Raw genomic sequence first — 21,326 nt, 5'->3', positions numbered from 1 at the left:
GACCCCGTCCCCATGTCCCTGCCCCGCCACCTGGCCATCATCATGGATGGCAACGGCCGCTGGGCGCAGCGCCGCCGCCGGCCGCGCGTGATCGGCCATCGCGCCGGCGCCCGCGCGGTCAACCGCACCATCGACTTCTGCCTGGAACGCGGCATCGGCGCGCTGACCCTGTTCGCCTTTTCCAGCGAGAACTGGGGGCGTCCGCAGGAGGAAGTGGACGCGCTGATGAAGCTGTTCCTGCACGCGCTCGACCGCGAGGTCGAGGAGCTGCAGCGGCGCGGCGTGCGCGTGCGCTTCATCGGCGACCGCTCGCGCTTCGCGCCGTCGCTGTGCGAGCGCATGGCCCAGGCCGAGGCGCGCACCCGCGACAACCAGGCCCTGCACCTGTCGATCGCCGCCAGCTACGGCGGCCGCCAGGACATCGCCCTGGCCGCGCGCGCGCTGGCCGAGGACGTCGCCGCCGGACGCCTGCGCCCGGAGCAGATCGACGAGGACGCGCTGTCGGCGCGCATGGCGCTGGCCGACCTGCCGCCGCCGGACCTGTTCATCCGCACCGGCGGCGACCTGCGCATCAGCAACTTCCTGCTGTGGCAGCTGGCCTATACCGAACTGTGGTTCACCGAGACCCTCTGGCCCGAGTTCGGCCCCGAGGTGCTGCAACAAGCCCTGGACGACTACGCCCGCCGCGAGCGGCGTTTCGGCCTCACCAGCGCGCAGGTCGCCGAAGCGGCGACGGAGAACGTTTCCGCATGACCCGTACCCGCGTCATCGCCGCGCTGATCATGGCCCCGCTGGCCATCTGCGCCATCCTGCTGCTGCCGACCCAGTGGCTGGTCGCGCTGGCCGCCTTGATCTTCCTGATCGGCCTGTGGGAATGGCTGAAGCTGGCCGAGGTCGACGACACCCTGCCGCGCACCATCCTGCTGATGCTCAACCTGCTGCTGATGGTGCTGCTGGTGTGGGCCTCGGCCGGCTCGCTGGTGCTGTTCCAGCTGACCACCCTGATCGGCGTCGGCTGGTGGTGCGTGGCCTTGCTGTGGCTGGGCTTCTACCGCTTCGGCTCCGACCACGCCACCTATGCGCGGGTGTTCAAGCTCGCCGCCGGCACCCTGGCGATCGTCCCCGCCTGGGCCGCCCTGGGTCTGATCCACGCCAGCGAGCCCAACGGCCACCGCTGGCTGCTGACCGCCCTGGCCACGGTGTGGGCCGCCGATTCCGGCGCGTATTTCGCCGGCCGCCAGTTCGGCAAGCACAAGCTGGCGCCGCGGATCAGCCCCAACAAGACCGTGGAAGGCCTGGTCGGCGGCCTGCTGGCCGGCCTGATCGTGGCCGCCGGTTTCGGCTGGCTGGCCGGGGTGACCCTGCCGCACCTGCCCGGGCTGCTGATCGTGGCCGCGGTCAGCGTGCTGGCCTCGGTGGTCGGCGACCTGTTCGAGAGCCTGCTCAAGCGCCACGTCGGCGCCAAGGACTCGGGCAACGTGATTCCCGGCCACGGCGGCGTGCTGGACCGGATCGACGGCGTGCTGGCGGCGCTGCCGATCTTCGCGCTGGGCAAGGACATCTTCGGGTTCTGAGCCAGTGAACACGCAACGCAGCAAGCCCCCCGCGGTCCGCACCATCGCCGTGCTCGGCGCCACCGGCTCGATCGGCGCCTCGGCGCTGGACGTGATCGCGCGCCATCCGCAGCGCCTGCGCGCCGGCGTGCTGGCCGCCGGGCGCAACGTCGACGCGCTGCTGGCGCTGTGCGCCACGCACCGTCCCGCGCATGCGGTGATCGCCGATCCGGCCCTGTACCCGGCGCTGCGCGACGGCCTGCGCGCGGCCGGACTGTCGACCCAGGCGCATGCCGGCGACGCCGCGCTGGACCAGCTGGTGGCCAGCGATGCCTGCGACAGCGTGGTCGCCGCCATCGTCGGCGCGGCCGGCCTGGCCTCGACCCTGGCCGCGGCCCGCGCCGGCAAGCGCCTGCTGCTGGCCAACAAGGAAGCGCTGGTGCTGGCCGGCGAACTGGTCACCGCCGCGGCGGCCGCGGCCGGCGCCGAGATCATCCCGATCGACAGCGAGCACAACGCCATCTTCCAGTGCCTGCGCTCGCGCCAGACCGGCGCCGAGGTGCGGCGGGTGCTGCTGACCGCCTCCGGCGGACCGTTCCGCGGCTGGGACCGCGCGCGCCTGCAGGCGGTGACCCCGGCGCAGGCCGTGGCGCACCCGAAGTGGTCGATGGGGCCGAAGATCTCCGTCGATTCGGCGACGTTGATGAACAAGGGCCTGGAAGTGATCGAGGCCCACCACCTGTTCGCGCTGGCGCCCGAGCGCATCGAGGTGCTGGTGCACCCGCAGAGCCTGGTGCACTCGCTGGTCGAGTTCATCGACGGTTCGACCCTGGCGCAGATGGGCCTGCCGGACATGCGCACCACCCTGGCGGTGGGGCTGGGCTGGCCGGACCGCATCGCCTCCGGGGTCGCCGGGCTGGACCTGCTGACGCAGGGCCGGCTGGATTTCGAGGCGCCGGACCTGGACGCCTTCCCCTGCCTGGGCCTGGCCTGGCGCGCGATGCAGGCCGGCGGCAGCGCCCCGGCGATCCTGAACGCGGCCAACGAAGTGGCTGTTTCAGCCTTTCTTCAGGGCCGGATCGGTTTCCTATCGATTCCTGCGCTGGTCGAGAACGCCCTGACCGAGCTGCCTGCGGTCGCGGCCGATTCCCTGGACGCGTTGCTGGCGGCGGATGCGCACTCGCGCAAGATCACCGAACTCGCCATTGCCCGCCACTTCGCCCATGCTTGATCCCCACGCCGCCATGAGCCACGCGCATGGGTAATGTCGTCGGCTCCATCTGGTGGATGCTGGTCAGCCTGGGCATCCTGGTGACCTTCCACGAGTTCGGCCATTTCTGGGTCGCGCGCCGCTGCGGGGTCAAGGTGCTGCGCTTCTCGGTGGGCTTCGGCAAGCCGCTGTGGTCGCGCTACGACCGCCACGGCACCGAGTTCGCGATCGCCGCGATTCCGCTCGGCGGCTACGTGAAGATGCTCGACGAGCGTGAGGGCGAGGTCGCCCCGGCCGAGCGCGCGCAGGCCTTCAACAACAAGAGCGTGTGGCAGCGCATCGCCATCGTCGCCGCCGGCCCGATCGCCAACCTGATCCTGTGCGTGGCGTTGCTTTGGGCGATGTTCGTGATCGGCAAGCAGGACTACGCGCCCATCGTCGGCCGCGCCGAGGGCCTGGCGCAGCAGGCCGGGTTCCAGCCCGGCGAGCGCATCGTCCGCGTCGGCGACCGCGACGTCGCCACCTGGAGCGAGGCCGCCATGCAGCTGACCGTCGCCGCCATGGACCGCGAGGACGTGCCGGTGCAGACCGAGGACGCGCAGGACGGCGCCAGCCATACCCGGACCCTGCGCCTGTCGCAGCTGCCGGTCGGCTTCGACGAGCAGCAGGTGCCGGCCCTGGCCGGCCTGACCTGGCGCTTCACCCTGCAGCCGGCGGTCATCGCCAGCGTCACCGCCGGCTCGCCCGCCGACGGCGTGCTGCGCCCCGGCGACCGCGTGCTGGCGGTGGACGGCACCCCGATCACCAGCGCCGACCAGGTCGCGCCGCAGGTGCAGGCCCTGGGCCGCGACGGCGGCAACGGCCTGATCGAGGTCGAGCGCAACGGCGAGCGCCTGGCCCTGGACGTCCATCTCAAGCAGGCCGCCGGCCCCGGCGCGCCGCGCTGGACGCTGGGCGTGGCCATCGGCGAGCAGCGCCGCCCGGCCTACGACGCCACCCTGCGCTACGGCCCGCTGGCGGCGATCCCGGTCGCCTTCCGCGAGACCGGCCGGATGGCCGGCGACACGCTCGGCATCCTGCGCCGCATGCTGACCGGCGAGGCCTCGCTGAAGAACGTGTCCGGCCCGATCACCATCGCCAAGGTCGCCAACGTCTCGGCCAAGCAGGGCCCGGACTGGTTCCTGAATTTCCTGGCGCTGCTGTCGCTGAGCCTGGCGATCATGAACCTGCTGCCGATCCCGATCTTGGACGGCGGGCACTTGCTGTATTACCTTATCGAGTTGGTCAAGGGCAGCCCGCTGAGCGAGCGCGCCATGGCGGCGGGGCAATTCGTGGGCCTGACGTTGCTGGCAGGACTGATGGGGTTGGCGTTCTACAACGACCTCTTCGGCCAGGCCCTGCGATGACCCGCGCCGATCCACTCGACCCGCTGTCGTCTTGCGCCGGCGCCCATGCAACAACGATATCGACCTCTACCGGACGTGACATGACGAGATTTCCCACTCGCCGCCTGCTTGCCCTCGCCCTCGCCGCCAGCCTCAGCCTGCCGGCCCTGGCCCAGGTAGCGGAGCCCTTCACCGCCAGCGACATCCGCGTCGACGGGCTGCAACGCATTTCGTCCGGCACCGTGTTCACCTACCTGCCGGTGGAACGCGGCGACACCGTGGACGAGGCCAAGGTCGCCGAGGCGATCCGTGCCCTGTACCGCACCGGCTTCTTCGAGGACGTGCGCGTCGACCGCCAGGGCAACATCCTGGTGGTCACGGTCAAGGAGCGTCCGGCGATCAACAAGCTGACCGTCACCGGCAACAAGGACATCAAGAGCGAGGAACTGCTCAAGGGCCTGTCCGACATCGGCCTCAGCGAAGGCGGCACCTTCGACCGGCTGAGCCTGGACCGGGTGACCCAGGAGCTGACCCGCCAGTACAACAACCGCGGCAAGTACAACGTCGAGATCACCCCGACGGTGAGCCCGCTGGACCGCAACCGCGTCGACGTGGCCATCGCGATCAAGGAAGGCAAGGCGGCCAAGATCCGCCACGTCAACCTGATCGGCACCGAGAAGTTCCTCAACCAGGACATCCTGGAGAACTGGGAGTCGCGCGAGCACAACTGGCTGTCCTGGTACCGCCGCGACGATCAGTACTCCAAGGAAAAGCTGTCCGGCGACCTGGAGAAGCTCAACTCCTGGTACCTGGACCGCGGCTACGTCGACTTCAGCGTCGACTCCACCCAGGTGGCGATCAGCCCCGACAAGCGCGACATGTACCTGACCGCCGGCATCACCGAAGGCGAGCAGTACAAGATCTCCGACATCAAGGTCACCGGCGACACCATCCTGCCCCAGGAAGAGATCGAGAAGCTGGTGATCCCCAAGCCGGGCGACACCTTCTCGCGCGCGCTGCTGGAATACAGCTCCGACGCGATCACCAATACCCTGAGCAACATCGGCTACGCCTTCGCCAAGGTCACCCCGATCCCGACCACCGACCGCGAGAAGCGCACGGTGGCGGTGAACCTGCAGGTGACGCCGGGCCCGCGCGTGGCGGTGCGGCGCATCGTGTTCCGCGGCAACACCCGCACCTCCGACGAAGTGCTGCGCCGCGAAATGCGCCAGTTCGAGGACACCTGGTACTCGCAGGCGGCGATCGACCGCTCCAAGGTCCGCCTGCAGCGCCTGGGCTACTTCGAGTCGGTGGACGTGGAAACGCCGCCGGTGCCGGGCAGCAACGACAAGGTCGACGTGGTCTACAACGTCAAGGAGACCACCTCGGGCAGCTTCACCTTTGGCCTGGGCTATTCGCAGACCTACGGCGTCACCACCTCGGTGCAGCTGTCGCAGAACAACTTCCTCGGCGGCGGCAACCGCGTGGCGGTGGACGCCTCGCGCAGCAGCTACCAGGAGCGCTACGCGTTCTCCTACACCAACCCGTTCTTCACCGACGACGGCGTGTCGCTGGGCTACAACCTGTCGTGGCGCAAGCTGGACTACTCCGACTTCGGCACCGCGCAGTACAACAGCACCAACGGCGCGGCGCAGGTGATCTTCGGCGTGCCGATCACCGAGACCGACAGCGTCTCGCTGATGTTCGGCGTGGACAGCAACCAGATCACCACCTATCCGGGCTTCACCCCGCAGGCGATCATCAACTACATCGACGCGATCGGCACCAAGACCTTCCACGCCTGGCGCAGCGAGCTCGGCTGGGCGCGCGACACCCGCAACGACTACTTCATGCCGACCCGCGGCATGTACCAGCGTGTGGGCCTGGAAGCCACCCTGCCCGGTTCGACCGTGGAGTACTGGAAGCTCAACTACCAGATCTCCAAGTACTGGCCGATCTCGCCGGCACTGGTGCTCAACACCCGCGCGGAGTTCGGCTACGGCGACAGCTACGGCAGCGACGTGTCGCGCGACATCTGCGGCACCTACACCAGCGATGCGCAAGGCACGACGACCTACAACCCGCAGGCCTGCAACGGCTCCAACCTGATCCGCAGCGTCACCGCCTCGGGCCTGCCGTTCTACGAGAACTTCTACGCCGGCGGCACCAACTCGGTCCGCGGCTTCGAGGACAACACCCTCGGCCCGCGCTCGGAGGCTACCGCCTCGTACCGTCGCGGCCAGCCGCTGGGCGGCTCGTTCAAGACCGTGGGCTCGGCGGAAATGTACTTCCCGAAGCTGTTCGACAGCCCGTCGGCGCGCATTTCGGCGTTCGTGGACGTCGGCAACGTGTTCAATGGCGTGGACAACTTCAAGTCCAACCAGTTGCGCGCCTCCACCGGTATCGCCCTGCTGTGGCGGGCCCCGGTCGGCCCGATCTCGATCAGCTATGCGATTCCGTTGAAGAAGGAAGACAACGACGAAATCGAGCGCCTGCAGTTCACCTTTGGTGGGCAGTTCTGACGAACTGCCCACCCGCTGCCAGGGCGTTGCCCTGGCAGCCAGGTTTTCGCGGCGCGAAAACCTGCTGGGGCTTGGCTTGCCTAATCCCCGCGCCTGTCGGCGCGCCCCCTTTAACAAAAAGGGGGCTCTGCTCCAGTCGGTTGATCGTTCCTGATAGGTGATCCTGGCCTGTTTAGCGGCCACGTGCGATCGCCCCACGCGGCCGTACGACTACCCGCCCGATGCCGAGGCTTGCACTGCGCCTGTCGGCGCGCCCTCGCGTTGCGAATCGCAAGCCATGGTTCATTGCCTTCCGAATCCTGCACCTGGGAGTGTGTTGCTTGTGACCGTCCCCTCACCCCAACCCCTCTCCCGGTGGGAGAGGGGCTGACGCGACTCCCTTCTCCCATCGGGAGAAGGTGCCCCGTAGGGGCGGATGAGGGGCGGGCAGTGCACGCTGTATCAGCGCGCCCTACGCGGCCGTACGTATGACCGTGCTGGTGGCACACGGTAGAATCCCCCGGTGAATACTTCGACCTATACCGCTGACGAGATCGCCGAGCGTTTCGGCCTGCAGGTGCATGGCGACGGCAGCGTCGCGGTGCGCGGCGTGGCCACGCTGGCGCAGGCCGGCCCGGGACAGCTCAGCTTCCTGGCCAATCCCCGCTACCGTGCGCAACTGGCCGACAGCACTGCGGCGATCGTGGTGCTGCGTGCCGACGATGCCGAGGCGGCGCCGGGAACCGCGCTGATCGCGCGCGATCCGTACGTCGCCTTCGCCAAGATCGCCGCGCTGTTCGACGTGGCCCCGCTGCGGCCGCCCGGCATCCATCCCAGCGCCAGCATCGATCCCACTGCGCAGGTCGCGTCCAGCGCGCACATCGGCGCGTTCGTCAGCATCGGCGCGCGCAGCGTGGTCGGCGAGGGCTGCGTGATCGGCCCCGGCTGCGTGATCGGCGAAGACTGCCAGGTCGGCGCCGGCAGCGAACTGATCGCCCGCGTCACCCTGGTCACCCGGGTGCGTCTGGGCCAGCGCGTGCGCGTGCATCCCGGTGCGGTGCTCGGCGCCGACGGCTTCGGCCTGGCGATGGACGCAGGCCGCTGGATCAAGGTGCCGCAGCTGGGCGGCGTCAGCATCGGCGACGATTGCGAGATCGGCGCCAACACCTGCGTGGACCGCGGCGCGCTGGAAGACACCACCCTCGAAGAAGACGTGCGCCTGGACAACCTGGTGCAGGTCGCGCACAACGTGCACATCGGCGCGCACAGCGCCATCGCCGGCTGCACCGGCATCGCCGGCAGCGCCAAGATCGGCCGCTACGTGATGCTCGGCGGCGCGGTCGGCGTGGTCGGCCACCTGGAGATCTGCGACAAGGTCGTGGTCACCGGCAAGTCGGTCGTGCGCAACTCCATCCACGAGCCGGGCGAGTACTCGTCCGGCACCCCATTGACCGACAACCGCACGTGGCGCAAGAACGCCGCGCGCTTCAAACAGCTCGATGCCCTGGCCCGTCGCATCCTGTCTGTCAGCAAGGAGAAGGAATGAGCCACGATCAGCCCCTGCCGGACATCGCCCAGATCCGCGCACTGCTCCCGCACCGCTACCCGTTCCTGCTGGTGGACAAGGTGGTCTCGCTGGATTTCGAGAACCGCCGGATCGTCGCGCACAAGAACGTCAGCATCAACGAGCCGTACTTCCAGGGCCATTTCCCGGGCCAGCCGATCATGCCCGGCGTGCTGATCATCGAGGCGCTGGCGCAGGCCGGCGGCATCCTGACCCAGTTGGCGATGGGACGCGACGCGCAGTCCAAGCTGTTCTACATGGTCAAGGTCGACAACGCCCGCTTCAACAGCCAAGTGGTGCCCGGCGACGTGCTGGAGCTGCACGTGGAGATCAAGCGGGTGATCCGCAACATGGCGGTGTACTACGGCGAGGCCAAGGTCAACGGCAAGGTCGTGGCCTGCGCCGAAGTGCTGTGCGCCGGCACCCGCGAATGACCCTGGCAGGAGACCTGCGATGAGCGCCAACGCTCCCCTGATTCACCCCTCCGCGATCATCGATCCCGGCGCGAAACTCGCCGCCGGCGTGCGCGTCGGCGCCTTCACCGTGATCGGCGCCGAGGTGGAGATCGGCGAAGGCTGCGAGATCGGCTCGCATTGCAGCATCGTCGGCCCGACCCGGCTCGGCCGCGACAACCGCCTGGTCGGCCACGTCGCGCTCGGCGGCGACCCGCAGGACAAGAAGTTCGCCGGCGAACGCACCGAACTGGTGATCGGCGACCGCAACGTGATCCGCGAGTTCGTCACCGTCAGCCGCGGCACCGGCAGCGGCGGGGGCATCACCCGGGTCGGCAGCGACAACTGGTTCCTGGCCTACACCCACGTCGCCCACGACTGCATCGTCGGCAACCACTGCGTGTTCTCCAACAACACCACCCTGGCCGGGCACGTGGAAGTGGGCGACCACGTGATCATCAGCGGCTTCGCCGGCGCGCACCAGTTCTGCCGCATCGGCGATCACGCCTTCCTCGGCATGGGCGCGCTGATCAACGGCGACGTGCCGCCGTTCACCATGGTCGGCGGCAATTCGCTGGGGCGCCCGCGCGGCATCAACAGCGAAGGCCTGAAGCGCCGCGGCTTCGATCCCGAGCGCGTGGCCGCGATCAAGCGCGCCTACCGCGCGCTGTACGTGGCCGGCCTGCCGCTGGCCGAAGCCAAGCACCAACTGGCGGTGCTGGCCGAAGGCAGCGAGGACGTGCGCGCGATGCTGGAGTTCATCGAATCCAGCGAGCGGCCGTTGTTGCGATGAATGCCGGGATTCGGGAGTCGGGATTGGGGATTGGCAACGGCAGCATTGCCGGTGCCGATAGCGCCGCTTCCGCTGTTGCGAATCCCCACTCCCCACTCCCCACTCCCCGCGCAGCCAAGCTGCGCATCGCCCTGGTCGCCGGCGAAGCCTCCGGCGACCTGCTCGGCGCGGGGCTGATCGAGGCGCTGCGTGCGCGCTACCCCGACGCGGAGTTCGCCGGGGTCGGTGGCGAGGCGATGCGCCAGGCCGGGTGCCAGACCTGGTTCGACGCCAGCGAGCTGGCGGTGATGGGCCTGCTGGAAGTGCTGCGGCATCTGCCGCGCCTGCTGAAGCTGCGCCGCGCGCTGCGCGAGCGGCTGCTGGCCTGGCGGCCGGACGTGTTCGTCGGCATCGACGCGCCCGACTTCAACCTGGGCGTGGAGCGCTGGCTGAAGCAGCGCGGGCTGCGCACCGTGCATTACGTCAGTCCGTCGGTGTGGGCCTGGCGCGAGCAGCGCGCGGCCAAGATCGGCGCCAGCGCGGACCGGGTGCTGTGCCTGTTCCCGATGGAGCCGCCGATCTACGCCAAGCACGGCGTGGACGCGCGCTTCGTCGGCCACCCGATGGCCGACGCGATCGCGCTGCACGCCGATCGCGACGCCGCGCGCACCGCCCTCGGCGTGCACACCGAGGTGCCGGTGCTGGCGGTCCTGCCCGGCAGCCGCCTGGGCGAAATCGGCAAACTCGGCGACACCTTCTTCGCCGCCGCCGCGCAGGTGCTGCAGCAGCTTCCGGACGCGCGCGTGCTGGTGCCGGCCGCCAATGCCGCGTGCAAGGCGCTGATCGAAGAACAACTCGCGCGCTCGGCCTTGCCGGCGGCTGCTACCCAGGTGCTGAACGGCCACGCACGCACCGCGCTGCTCGCCGCCGATGCGGTGCTGCTGGCCTCCGGCACCGCGACCCTGGAAGCCATGCTGGTGAAGCGGCCGATGGTGGTCGGCTACAAGGTCGCCCCGCTCACCTACCGCATCGTCAAGGCGCTGGGCCTGCTGAAGGTGGACCGCTACGCCCTGCCCAACATCCTCGCCGGCCGCGATCTGGCACCGGAGCTGATGCAGGACGCCTGCACCCCCGACGCCCTGGCCGCGGCGCTGCTGCACTGGCTGCGCAACCCGCAGGCGGTGGCGGCGCTGCAGCCCGAATATGAACGCCTGCACCTGCTGCTGCGCAAGGACGCCTCGGCGCGCGCGGCCGATGCGGTGGCGGAATTGGTGGAGAGCCGGGACCCGGGACCCGGGACCCGGGACCCGGAACGGCGCACCGCATGAACAGCCAACAGCCCGAGTTGCAGCTCTTTCCCGGGTCCCCGGTCCCGGGTCCCGGTTCCCGGCTCTACGCCGGCGTCGACGAAGCCGGCCGCGGTCCCCTGGCCGGGCCGGTGGCGGTGGCGGCGGTGGTGTTCGATCCGGCGCGCACCCGCATCAACGGGCTGGACGATTCCAAGCAGCTGACCGCGGCGCGGCGCGAGACGCTGTATGCGCGCATCGTCGAGCGTGCGCTGGCCTGGCAGGTGGTGCTGATCGAGGCCGAGGAGATCGACCGGCTGAACATCTACCAGGCGACCATGCTGGGCATGCGCCGCGCGGTCGAGGGCGTGGCCCACGTGGCCGGCTTCGCACGCATCGACGGCAACCGCGTGCCCAAGGGCCTGCCCTGCGCCGCCGAGGCGCTGGTCGGCGGCGACGGCCTGGACCGCGCGATCATGGCCGCCTCGATCGTCGCCAAGGTCACCCGCGACCGGATCATGCAGCGCCTGCACGACGAACACCCGCACTACGGCTTCGACCTGCACAAGGGCTACGCCACCCCGGCGCACCTGGCCGCGCTGGCCGCGCACGGCCCCTGCATCCACCACCGGCGCAGTTTCGCGCCCGTGCGGTTGGCCCTGGCAGGCCGGGATTCGGGAGTCGGGATTGGGGAGTCGCTGGAGTCGCTGCAACTGGCGTAGGACGCTCACCGGGGATAGGCGGGCAATCACGCGCACTCACCGCCCACTGAGACCGCAACCACTCCCCAATCCCGACTCCCGAATCCCCGCCCCCACCTGTCAAGCCTTGCCCGGCTCGCCCCCCGCCGCTACCCTGCCCGGGCATCGCTCTGGTTTCGCATGTCCACTTCCCGCTTCGCCCATCTGCACATCCACACCGAGTTCTCGCTGGCGGATTCGACCATCCGTGTGCCCGAGAAACCGGATCAGGCTGACCCGAAGAAAGCCAAGCAGGCCAACCTGCTCAGCCGCGCGGTGGAGCTGGAGCTGCCCGCGCTGGCGGTCACCGACCTCAACAACCTGTTCGCGCTGGTCAAGTTCTACAAGGCCGCCGAAGGCGTGGGCATCAAGCCGATCGCCGGCGCCGACCTGCTGATCGCCGACGGCACCCAGGCGCCGTGGCGGCTGACCGTGCTGTGCCGCAACCGCGATGGGTACCTCAGCCTGTCGCGGCTGCTGACCCGCGCGTGGCTGGAAGGCCATCGCAGCGAAGGCGGCGTGGCGCTGCGCCCGGAATGGCTGCAGACCGGCAGCGACAACCTGTTCGCGCTGGCCGGCCGCGAGAGCCTAGCCGGGCGCCTGGCCAGCGAAGGCCGCCACGACCTGGCCGAGCAGCAACTGGCCGACTGGCAGCGCATCTTCGGCGACGGCCTGCACCTGGAACTGACCCGCACCGGCCGCGATGGCGAGGAGGCGTTCAACCAGTTCGCCCTGCACGCCGCCGGCACCCGCGGCCTGCCGGTGATCGCCAGCAACGACGTGCGCTTCCTGTACGCCAGCGACTTCGCCGCGCACGAGGCGCGCGTGTGCATCTCCTCCGGCCGCGTGCTCGACGATCCCAAGCGACCGCGCGACTACAGCGACCAGCAGTACCTGAAGTCGGCCGAGGAAATGGTCGCGCTGTTCGCCGACATCCCGGACGCGATCGACAACACCCTGGCGCTGGCGCAACGCTGCAACATCGAGATGCAGCTGGGCACCTACTTCCTGCCCGCCTATCCGGTGCCCGACGACGAGACGCTGGACAGCTGGATCCGCAGCCAGTCGCGCGACGGCCTGGCCGCGCGCCTGGAAAAGAACCCGCTGGCGCCCGGCAAGACCCGCCAGGACTACGTGGACCGGCTCGAGTTCGAGCTGGACACCATCATCAAGATGGGTTTCCCCGGCTACTTCCTGATCGTGGCCGACTTCATCCAGTGGGGCAAGAACCAGGGCATCCCGATCGGCCCGGGCCGCGGTTCCGGCGCCGGCTCGCTTGTGGCGTGGGCGCTGCAGATCACCGACCTGGACCCGCTGCCGTACAACCTGCTGTTCGAGCGCTTCCTCAACCCGGAACGCGTGTCAATGCCCGACTTCGACATCGACTTCTGCATGGATCGCCGCGACGAGGTGATCGACTACGTGGCGCGCAAGTACGGCCGCGACCGGGTCAGCCAGATCATCACCTACGGCACCATGGCCGCCAAGGCGGTGGTGCGCGACTGCGGCCGCGTGCTCGGCTTCCCGTACGGCCTGGTCGACGGCGTCGCCAAGCTGATCCCCAACATCCTCGGCATCACGCTCAAGGATGCGATGGGCGAAGGCAAGGACAGCGAGATGGCCTCGCCGGAGCTGATCCAGCGCTACCAGGCCGAGGACGACGTCCGCGACCTGATGGACCTGGCGCGGCAGCTCGAGGACCTGACCCGCAACGCCGGCAAGCACGCCGGCGGCGTGGTGATCGCGCCGACGCCGCTGTCCGACTTCTGCCCGCTGTTCGCCGAACACGACGTCGACACCTTCGGCAAGAACCCGGTCACCCAGTTCGACAAGGACGACGTCGAGCAGGTCGGCCTGGTCAAGTTCGACTTCCTCGGCCTGCGCACCCTGACCATCATCGACTGGGCGGTGAAGGCGATCAACGTGCGCCATGCGCGCGCCGGCATTCCGCCGGTGGAGATCGCCGCGATCCCGCTCGACGATGCGCCGACCTACAAGGGCATCTTCGCCTCGGGCAACACCGGTGCGGTGTTCCAGTTCGAATCCTCGGGCATGCGCCGGCTGCTGAAGGACGCCCGCCCCGACCGCTTCGAGGACCTGATCGCGCTGGTGTCGCTGTACCGCCCCGGCCCGATGGACCTGATCCCCTCGTTCAACGCGCGCAAGCACGGGCAGGAGGAGATCGTCTATCCCGATCCGCGCACCGAAGCGATCCTGAAGGACACCTACGGCATCATGGTGTACCAGGAGCAGGTGATGCAGATGGCGCAGATCGTCGGCGGCTACTCGCTGGGCGGCGCCGACCTGCTGCGCCGCGCGATGGGCAAGAAGGTGCCGGCGGAAATGGCCAAGCACCGCGAGATCTTCCGCGAGGGTGCGGCCAAGGGCGGCGTCGGCGAGGCCAAGGCCGACGAGATCTTCGACCTGATGGAGAAGTTCGCCGGCTACGGCTTCAACAAGTCGCACGCCGCCGCCTACGCCCTGGTCAGCTACCAGACCGCATGGCTGAAACGCCATTACCCGGCCGAGTTCATGGCGGCCACGCTGTCCTCGGACATGGACAACACCGACAAGGTCGTCGGCTTCCTCGACGAGGTGCGCAACCTCGGCCTGACCGTGCTGCCGCCGCGCATCAACGCCTCGGCGTACATGTTCGAGGCGGCCACCCCGGACACCATCCAGTACGGCCTGGGCGCGATCAAGGGCGTGGGCCGCGGCGCCTGCGAGGCGATCGTGGCCGAGCGCGAGCGCGGCGGCGAGTACGCCTCGCTTCTGGATTTCTGCACCCGCGTGGAATCGGCCAAGCTCAACAAGCGCACGCTGGAAGCGATGATCAACGCCGGCGCGATGGACGGGCTGGGCAGCAACCGCGCCACGCTGATGCTGCAGTTGCCGGAGGTGATGAAGGCCACCGAGCAGATGGCGCGCGAGCGCGCCTCCGGGCAGAACTCGCTGTTCGGCGGCGCCGACACCAGCGTGCCGGCGCTGCGCCTGGACCTGCCGGAGAGCAAGGAATGGCCGCTGGGCCAGTTGCTGGCCGGCGAGCGCGAGACGCTGGGCTTCTACCTCAGCGGCCATCCGTTCGATCCGTACCGCGACGAAGTGCGCGAACTGGTCGGCTGCGACCTCAGCGCGCTGGAGAAGATCTGCGCGCAATCGGGCGGCGGCCGCGGCGGTGGCGGCGACGGCGAGAAGCGCGCCTGGCGCCCGGAGGTCAGCGCGATCCTCGCCGGCCAGGTGGTCGGCGTGCGCCGCAAGGGCGACAGCCAGGTGTTCGTGCAACTGGAGGACGGCCGGGGCCGCATCGAGTGCAGCGCGTTCTCCGACGCCATCGCCGAGTTCGGCCACCTGCTGACCCGCGACCGCATCCTGATCGTCAAGGGCGGCGTGCGCGAGGACGAATTCAACGGCGGCTACGCGATGCGCATCCGCCAGTGCTGGGACTACGAACAGATCTGCACGCACCACGCGCAGCGCCTGTCGCTGCGCCTGGACCTGCGCCAGCGCAGCGCCTGGCCGCGCATCGACGGCCTGCTCGCCCGCCACCGCCCGGGCAAGACGCCATTGCGCCTGGACCTGCTGCTGCAGTCGGCGCAGGGCGGCATCGCCGGCATGCTCGACCTCAATGGCAGCCATTCGGTGCGCGTGGACCCGCAACTGCTGGATGCCCTGCGCGGCGACCCGGCGGTGCGCGCGGTGAAGGTCAAATACAACCCGCCATGGGCGAACTGAGCCTGGCGCGCAGCGCGGCGCGCCCGTTGCACATGGCCGAAGGAAGGATGCCGCGATGAAGACCGTGCTGTTCCCGTTCGCTGCCGCGCTCGCGCTGGCGGCGTGCTCCTCGTCCAAGGTCGACTTCCAGATCGACAACCCCACCGCCGCGCCGCTGTCGATCACGCTCGACGGCAAGACCCTGCAGGTGCCGGCGCAGCAGGCGCAGCCGGTGACGTTGGCGGCCGGCGAGCACCATCTGCGCAGCGAACGCCTGGGCGATGTGCGCTTCATCGTCTACGCCGATACCAGGGGCGGGCTGATCAATCCGACCCTGAGCGAGTACGTGACCGCGAACGCGATCTACCTCACCGGCCCGGACAAGGCGAAGAACTTCGGTTCGATCAACGCGCGGATCGAACTGAACGGCGTCACCTTCGAAGGCCCGTTCAAACAGACCCACGACCTGTTCATCGACAAGGACTGGACCTTCGGCGTGCGCGAGCCGTTCCCGGACGAGCAGGTCGTCGCGCATGTCGATGCCAGCGGCGGCAAGATCTCCAGCAAGATCTTCACTGCGCCCGACTTCATCGCCTACGTCGAGACCGGCATGGGCCAGCCCGGCGCGTTCGCGCGCGCGCGGCCGGGCCGTTACGTGACGCCGCGCTTCGCGCTGGAGAAGGCCCCGGCGACGTTGCCGCCGCTGGACCCGGCCTACGAGGCCCATGCCGGCCCGCTGCGCGCGCTCTACGCGCGCCACCTGCGCGCGACCGGCGCCGACGCGCAGCGTGCCCTGCGCAAGGAAGCCTTCCAGGCGCAGATGGCGTTCACCGCCGCCACCGCGACGCTGGGCGCCTCGCTGCCGCCCTCGGCCAACGAGGCCTACAACACCTTCGTGCACGCCTTCGGCGAGCTGACCGGGCGCAGTGCGCTGGTCGTTCCCTGAACCGCCGCCGCCCCCAGCCAGCCGCACCCCGCCGGCCTTTCCACACCGGAGCGTACGGGCAGTTGCCGTACATTCGGCTAAGCTTCCCCACCTTTGATCCATCCGACGGCTTCCAATGAACCCGAATTACCTCGACTTCGAGCAACCCATCGCCGATCTGGAAGCCAAGATCCAGGAACTGCGCAACGCCAGCACCGGCCCGGCGGTCAACGTCGACGCCGAGGTGGGTGCGCTGGAGGACAAGCTGCGGGTGCGCACCGCGCAGATCTTCCGCGACCTGTCCTCGTGGCAGATCTCGCAGCTGGCGCGGCATCCGCAGCGCCCGTACACGCTGGACTACATCAACGTGTTCTGCGACGAGTTCCAGGAACTGGCCGGCGACCGCGCGTTCGCCGACGACAAGGCCATCGTCGGCGGCCTCGGCCGCATCGACGGCCGCGCCGTGGTGATCATCGGCCACCAGAAGGGCCGCGACACCAAGAGCAAAATCGCGCGCAATTTCGGCATGCCGCGCCCGGAGGGCTACCGCAAGGCGCTGCGCCTGATGAAGCTGGCCGAGCGCTTCAAGCTGCCGCTGCTGACCTTCATCGACACCCCCGGCGCCTACCCCGGCATCGGCGCCGAGGAGCGCGGCCAGAGCGAAGCGATCGCGCGCAACCTGCTGGAGATGGCCGAGCTGAAGGTGCCGGTGATCTGCACCGTGATCGGCGAAGGCGGCTCCGGTGGCGCACTGGCGATCGGCGTGGGCGACCGCACCCTGATGCTGGAATACGGCACCTACTCGGTGATCTCGCCGGAAGGCTGCGCCTCGATCCTGTGGAAGGACGCCTCCAAGGCCAAGGACGCCGCCGAACAACTCGGCCTGACCGCCAAGCGTCTGTCCGCGCTGGGCCTGGTCGACAAGGTGATCCGCGAACCGATCGGCGGCGCGCACCGCAACCCCACGCAGATGGCCAAGCGCCTGAAGGCGGTCCTGCTCAACGAACTGGACGCGCTGGAACAGCTGCCGATCGAGCAACTGCTGCAGAAGCGCTACGCGCGCCTGCGCAGCTACGGCGCGTACGAGACGGCCTGAGGCGCCGGGCGGCGCCTCGGGATTGGGGAGTCGGGATTGGGGATTCGCAAGAGCGAATCCCATGGGCACCGAACTGCTATGGGTTGCTCCGCGATGCAACACGGAGCACGGGACCCGCTTTTACGAATCCCTAATCCCCACTCCCCAATCCCCGCTCAAAACGGCTTCGCCAGCACCAACCAGATCACCACCAGCAGCGCCAGCACCGGCACCTCGTTGAACAGGCGCAGCGCGCGCGAGGATGGCAGGGGCTGCGCCTGGCCGACGCGCTTGAGCCAGCGGCCGGTGAAGATGTAGTAGGCCAGCATCAGCGCCACCAGGCCGAGCTTGGCGTGCAGCCAGCCGCTGTGGCCGGGGGCGACCATGGTCGGGAAGTCCGGCAGCACCTTGTAGCCCAGCCACAAGGTGAGTCCCAGCACCAGCGCCAGGCCGAACATGCTGTGGCCGAAGCGGTACAGGCGCCGGCCCATCAGCGCCAGGCGCTCCTGCACCTGCGGCTGGCCCGCGCTCTCGGCGACGTTGACCAGGATCCGCGGCAGGTAGAACACCGCCGCCATCCATGCGATCACGAACAGCAGATGCAGGGACTTGATCCACAGGTAGAGTTGCATGCGCTGGCTCCGTGTCGCTGGCGTAGGATGTGCGGCCATTTTCGCCGATTCGTCCGGCGCCCGCACGGATCACACGCCCGCATGGACAAACAGTACGACGCCGACTACTTCCAGCGCTGGTATCGCCGCGACGGCATCGGCGATGCCGCGCGCCTGGCGCGCAAGGTCGCGCTCGCCGTGGCCCAGGCCGAGTACTACCTGGAACGGCCGATCCGCAGCGTGCTCGACATCGGCTGCGGCGAAGGCGCCTGGCGCGCGCCGCTGCTGAAGCTGCGGCCGAAACTGCGCTATCTCGGCTTCGACAGCAGCGACTACGCGGTCGCCCGCTACGGCCGCCACCGCAACCTGCACCCGGCGCGCTTCGGCGATTTCGCCTGGCTGCGGCCGTGCGCACCGGTGGACCTGCTGGTGTGTTCGGACGTGCTGCACTACGTGCCCAGCCGCGAGTTGCGCCAGGGTCTGCCCGGCCTGGTGGAGCTGTGCGGCGGCGTGGCGTTCCTGGAGACCTTCGCCGCCGAGGACGATTTCGACGGCGACCACGCCGGCTTCCAGCCCCGCGCGGCGCGCTGGTACCGGCGCCAGTTCGGTGCGCTCGGGCTGCGCCCGGTCGGCAGTCATTGCTGGCTGGCGCCAGCGCTGGCGGGGGATGCGGCGGCCCTGGAGACGATTGGTCTGGTGCCCCATTAAGGTGCAAACAGCGCGGATGCGTTATGCTGCACGGCAGCATACGCTCAGGATGGAAACACCGGCATGCTCTACCAGTGGCACGAACTGACCCGTAACCTGCTCGCCCCCTGGGTGCACCAGGCCGAAGCCAACGCCAAGATCTTCTCCGACCCCAACAGCCTGTGGTCGACGCTGCCCGGCGCCGAGCGCCTGGCCGCCAGCAACGAGTTGATGCACCGCCTGGGCAAGGACTACGAGAAGCCGGCCTGGGCGCTGGACCATGTCGAGGTCGACGGCCACGCGCTGCCGATCGTCGAGCAGGAAGTGCTGCGCAAGCCGTTCTGCCGCCTGCTGCGCTTCAAGCGCTTCAGCGACGACGCCAAGGTCGTGGACGGCCTCAAGAAGCAGCCGGCGGTGCTGGTGGTGGCGCCGCTGTCCGGCCACCACGCCACGCTGCTGCGCGACACCGTGCGCACCCTGCTGCGCGACCACAAGGTCTACGTCACCGACTGGATCGACGCGCGCATGGTGCCGCAGGCCGAGGGCGACTTCGGCCTGGACGACTACGTGCGCTACGTGCAGGACTTCATCCGCCACATCGGCGCCGAGTCGCTGCACGTGATGAGCGTGTGCCAGCCGACCGTGCCGGTACTGGCCGCGGTGTCGCTGATGGCCGGGCGCGGCGAGACCACGCCGCGCTCGCTGGTGATGATGGGCGGCCCGATCGACGCGCGCCGCAGCCCCACCGAAGTCAACAACCTGGCCACGCGCAACCCGCTGTCCTGGTTCGAGCACAACGTCATCCACACCGTGCCGCCGGCCTACCCCGGCCACGGCCGCGAGGTCTACCCGGGCTTCCTGCAGCACATCGGCTTTCTGGCGATGAACCCGAGCCGGCACTTCATGTCGCACTGGGATTTCTACGCCAACCTGGTCAAGGGCGACCTGCAGGACGCCGAGGCGCACCGCCGCTTCTACGACGAGTACAACGCGGTGCTGGACATGCCGGCCACCTACTACCTGGACACCATCCGCGTGGTGTTCCAGGAGTTCCTGCTGCCGCGCGGCGAATGGGTGATCGACGGCGAACGGGTCGACCCGGCCGCGATCCGCGACACCGCGCTGCTCAGCATCGAAGGCGAACTGGACGACATCTCCGGCCTGGGCCAGACCGCCGCCGCGCAGGACCTGTGCACCGGCATCCCCGCCGCGCGCCGCCAGCACCTGGAAGTGCAAGGCGCCGGCCATTACGGCATCTTCAGCGGCCGTCGCTGGCGCGACATCGTGTATCCGCAGGTGCGCAGCTTCATCGCCGCCAACGCCGGCGCCAGCCGCGCGCCGGCGGCCGGCAATGTCACCCCGCTCAAGCGTCGCGGCAGCCGCAAGGCCGGCTGAGCGGCGGATCGCCCGCGGCAACCTGCCGCGGGCGATCCAGCATCAGCACATCAGGGCGCCGCACTGCGCACCAGCAGGTGCTTGGCCAGCAGGCCATGCGCCTTGCCGAAGCCGCGCGACAGGTGCAGGGTGACGAAGAACAACAGGCCGCCGAGCACGCTCATCAGCACCAGCGGCAACCAGGTCTCGCCGCCGCTCCACTGCGTGCTCCCCATGTTGATCGTCAGGTGCGCGATGTCCGGGTCCAGCAAGGCCGCCGGCGAGAACAGCAGGGCGAAGGACGTGCTGAGCAAGGCCGCGAACACCGTGAAGTAGACGATGCCCAGCGGCAGCATCAGCAGGAAGTACAGCATCGTGGTCCAGGTGCGCGCATCGGTGAACATCTGCCCGATGCGCTGCAGCCACGGCTGTTGCGGCGCGCTGTACAGCGGCCGCCGCGGCATGCGCTCGCCCAGCAGGACTTCCACCACGCGCCCTTCCACCAGCGACAGCAGCCGCACCGACCCGAAGAACAGCACCAGCAGCGGCACGCCGACGATCAGGATCAGCAAGCCCGCCGACACGCTGACGCCGGTGACAAACCAGGTGAAGTAGAAGATGCCGGTGACCAGCGACAGCAGCATGTAGAACAGGCTGCCGTAGGCGCGCGGATCGGCGACCACGCCGAAGAAGCGGCCGGGCAACGACTTGCGCTTGGGCGGCGCCGGCGGCTTCAGCGCGCGACTGACCGTCACTTCGGTCTCGCGGTAGATCTCGGCCACTTCCTCCGGCGCGCCGTAGCTGCCGGCGACGCAGGCGATGACCTCGGCTTCGCTCTTGCCCGGCTGCTCGGCCAGTTCCGAACGCAGGTATTCCTCCGCGTCGTACAACGCATCCTGGATCAACGCGGGGTCGGCGCCGGCCAGCGCCGCGCGCAGCTGCGCCAGGTAATCGGGAATGGTGGTCGGCAAGGACTGCGGTGTGGCGTGTGCGCTGCTCATTCTGAAACCCCCTTCAGCACGGAATCGACGGAATCGCGGGTGGCGCGCCACGCCGCGGCCCATTGCCGCAGCGTGGCCAGGCCCGCCGCGGTGATGCGGTAGTAACGCCGCGGCGGCCCGGCCACCGACGGCTCGACATGACTGGACAGCAGCCCCGCCGCCTCCAGGTTGCGCAGCACCGGGTACAGCGCGCTCTGCTTGCCGCTGAGCACGCCCTCGCCCACCTGCTCCAGGCGCTTGGCGATGAGGTAGCCGTACAGCGGCGCCTCGGCCGCGGCCAAGACCGCCAGCAGGGCCAGCGACACGGTGCCGGCGCTCAGCTCCTTCTGGAATTTCTTCAGCTGTGCATCCGGCTCGACCATGGCGTCCTCACTAGGTTGAGCTGGATACTAGTACCGAGTTCGACATAGTCACTGTGCCGTTGGTCATGTGCGCCCGCCCTGGCCGGCGCAGCTGCGACAAACGTTTCGACAACGCGG

The 21,326-nt window shown here is 69.2% G+C and carries 18 protein-coding genes; 15 read left to right on the top strand and 3 right to left on the bottom strand.

Going from position 1 to position 21,326, the window contains the following annotated elements; all coding sequences use genetic code 11:
* Positions 1–12: 12 nt before the first annotated feature.
* The 13 genes from uppS to AC1PMG_RS07165 all read left to right on the top strand — a co-directional run bounded on the left by uppS (position 13) and on the right by AC1PMG_RS07165 (position 17,195).
* Complete coding sequence (uppS, locus tag AC1PMG_RS07225; RefSeq protein ID WP_160970844.1) at positions 13–753, top strand: polyprenyl diphosphate synthase; 741 nt, start codon at positions 13–15, stop codon at positions 751–753.
* Positions 750–1,574 carry a phosphatidate cytidylyltransferase gene (locus tag AC1PMG_RS07220; protein ID WP_017911571.1) on the top strand — a complete coding sequence of 275 codons (825 nt, stop codon included), beginning with the start codon at positions 750–752 and terminating at the stop codon, positions 1,572–1,574. The genes uppS and AC1PMG_RS07220 overlap by 4 nt, the downstream gene beginning before the upstream one ends.
* A 4-nt stretch (positions 1,575–1,578) precedes the next feature.
* On the top strand, positions 1,579–2,784 hold the full coding sequence (gene dxr / locus AC1PMG_RS07215) for a 1-deoxy-D-xylulose-5-phosphate reductoisomerase (protein ID WP_481111135.1): 1,206 nt from the start codon (positions 1,579–1,581) through the stop codon (positions 2,782–2,784).
* Between the two features lie 26 nt (positions 2,785–2,810).
* Positions 2,811–4,169, top strand: a complete 1,359-nt coding sequence (rseP, locus tag AC1PMG_RS07210) for an RIP metalloprotease RseP (protein WP_481111134.1) — start codon at positions 2,811–2,813, stop codon at positions 4,167–4,169.
* A gap of 80 nt (positions 4,170–4,249) precedes the next feature.
* Complete coding sequence (gene bamA / locus AC1PMG_RS07205; RefSeq protein ID WP_342072252.1) at positions 4,250–6,670, top strand: outer membrane protein assembly factor BamA; 2,421 nt, start codon at positions 4,250–4,252, stop codon at positions 6,668–6,670.
* Positions 6,671–7,172: 502 nt separating this feature from the next.
* Positions 7,173–8,195: a UDP-3-O-(3-hydroxymyristoyl)glucosamine N-acyltransferase gene (gene lpxD, locus AC1PMG_RS07200; protein WP_342072253.1), complete on the top strand. Its 1,023-nt coding sequence runs from the start codon at positions 7,173–7,175 to the stop codon at positions 8,193–8,195.
* Positions 8,192–8,647: a 3-hydroxyacyl-ACP dehydratase FabZ gene (gene fabZ, locus AC1PMG_RS07195; protein ID WP_242159360.1), complete on the top strand. Its 456-nt coding sequence runs from the start codon at positions 8,192–8,194 to the stop codon at positions 8,645–8,647. Before lpxD ends, fabZ begins: the two co-directional genes overlap by 4 nt.
* Positions 8,648–8,666: 19 nt before the next feature.
* Positions 8,667–9,458, top strand: coding sequence for an acyl-ACP--UDP-N-acetylglucosamine O-acyltransferase (gene lpxA / locus AC1PMG_RS07190; RefSeq protein ID WP_481111133.1), 792 nt, complete (start codon positions 8,667–8,669; stop codon positions 9,456–9,458).
* Entirely contained in the window at positions 9,455–10,765 is a 1,311-nt protein-coding gene (lpxB, locus tag AC1PMG_RS07185) for a lipid-A-disaccharide synthase (RefSeq protein ID WP_481111132.1), read from the top strand. The genes lpxA and lpxB overlap by 4 nt, the downstream gene beginning before the upstream one ends.
* Entirely contained in the window at positions 10,762–11,445 is a 684-nt protein-coding gene (locus AC1PMG_RS07180; RefSeq protein ID WP_481111131.1) for a ribonuclease HII, read from the top strand. Before lpxB ends, AC1PMG_RS07180 begins: the two co-directional genes overlap by 4 nt.
* A gap of 159 nt (positions 11,446–11,604) precedes the next feature.
* Positions 11,605–15,195, top strand: coding sequence for a DNA polymerase III subunit alpha (gene dnaE, locus AC1PMG_RS07175; RefSeq protein WP_481111130.1), 3,591 nt, complete (start codon positions 11,605–11,607; stop codon positions 15,193–15,195).
* 55 nt (positions 15,196–15,250) lie between these two features.
* Complete coding sequence (locus AC1PMG_RS07170; RefSeq protein ID WP_481111129.1) at positions 15,251–16,120, top strand: hypothetical protein; 870 nt, start codon at positions 15,251–15,253, stop codon at positions 16,118–16,120.
* 115 nt (positions 16,121–16,235) lie between these two features.
* On the top strand, positions 16,236–17,195 hold the full coding sequence (locus tag AC1PMG_RS07165; RefSeq protein WP_342072258.1) for an acetyl-CoA carboxylase carboxyltransferase subunit alpha: 960 nt from the start codon (positions 16,236–16,238) through the stop codon (positions 17,193–17,195).
* 155 nt (positions 17,196–17,350) lie between these two features.
* Here the strand turns inward: AC1PMG_RS07165 and AC1PMG_RS07160 are convergent, their stop codons facing one another.
* Positions 17,351–17,806: a CopD family protein gene (locus AC1PMG_RS07160; protein WP_481111128.1), complete on the bottom strand. Its 456-nt coding sequence runs from the start codon at positions 17,804–17,806 to the stop codon at positions 17,351–17,353.
* 81 nt (positions 17,807–17,887) lie between these two features.
* Here AC1PMG_RS07160 and AC1PMG_RS07155 point away from each other — a divergent pair, with 81 nt between their 5' ends.
* Together AC1PMG_RS07155 and AC1PMG_RS07150 are read left to right on the top strand one after the other, a co-directional pair.
* Positions 17,888–18,493 (top strand): class I SAM-dependent DNA methyltransferase, encoded by a 606-nt coding sequence (locus tag AC1PMG_RS07155; protein WP_010344055.1) that lies wholly within the window; start codon positions 17,888–17,890, stop codon positions 18,491–18,493.
* A gap of 63 nt (positions 18,494–18,556) precedes the next feature.
* The gene (locus tag AC1PMG_RS07150) at positions 18,557–19,867 is read left to right on the top strand and encodes a polyhydroxyalkanoate depolymerase (RefSeq protein ID WP_209029763.1); all 1,311 of its coding nucleotides are present in this window, start codon (positions 18,557–18,559) and stop codon (positions 19,865–19,867) included.
* Positions 19,868–19,917: 50 nt separating this feature from the next.
* On the opposite strand, the gene AC1PMG_RS07145 is transcribed toward AC1PMG_RS07150, so the two are convergent.
* The gene (locus AC1PMG_RS07145; protein ID WP_481111127.1) at positions 19,918–20,847 is read right to left on the bottom strand and encodes a sensor domain-containing protein; all 930 of its coding nucleotides are present in this window, start codon (positions 20,845–20,847) and stop codon (positions 19,918–19,920) included.
* A complete protein-coding gene (locus tag AC1PMG_RS07140; protein ID WP_481111126.1) occupies positions 20,844–21,209 on the bottom strand; it encodes a PadR family transcriptional regulator in 366 nt (121 codons plus the stop codon). The genes AC1PMG_RS07145 and AC1PMG_RS07140 overlap by 4 nt, the downstream gene beginning before the upstream one ends.
* Positions 21,210–21,326: the final 117 nt, after the last annotated feature.

The organism is Xanthomonas sp. NCPPB 2250, from assembly GCF_056725265.1.
Note: the sequence above shows the minus strand (reverse complement) of the source record. Positions and strands in the feature narration are given on the sequence as shown.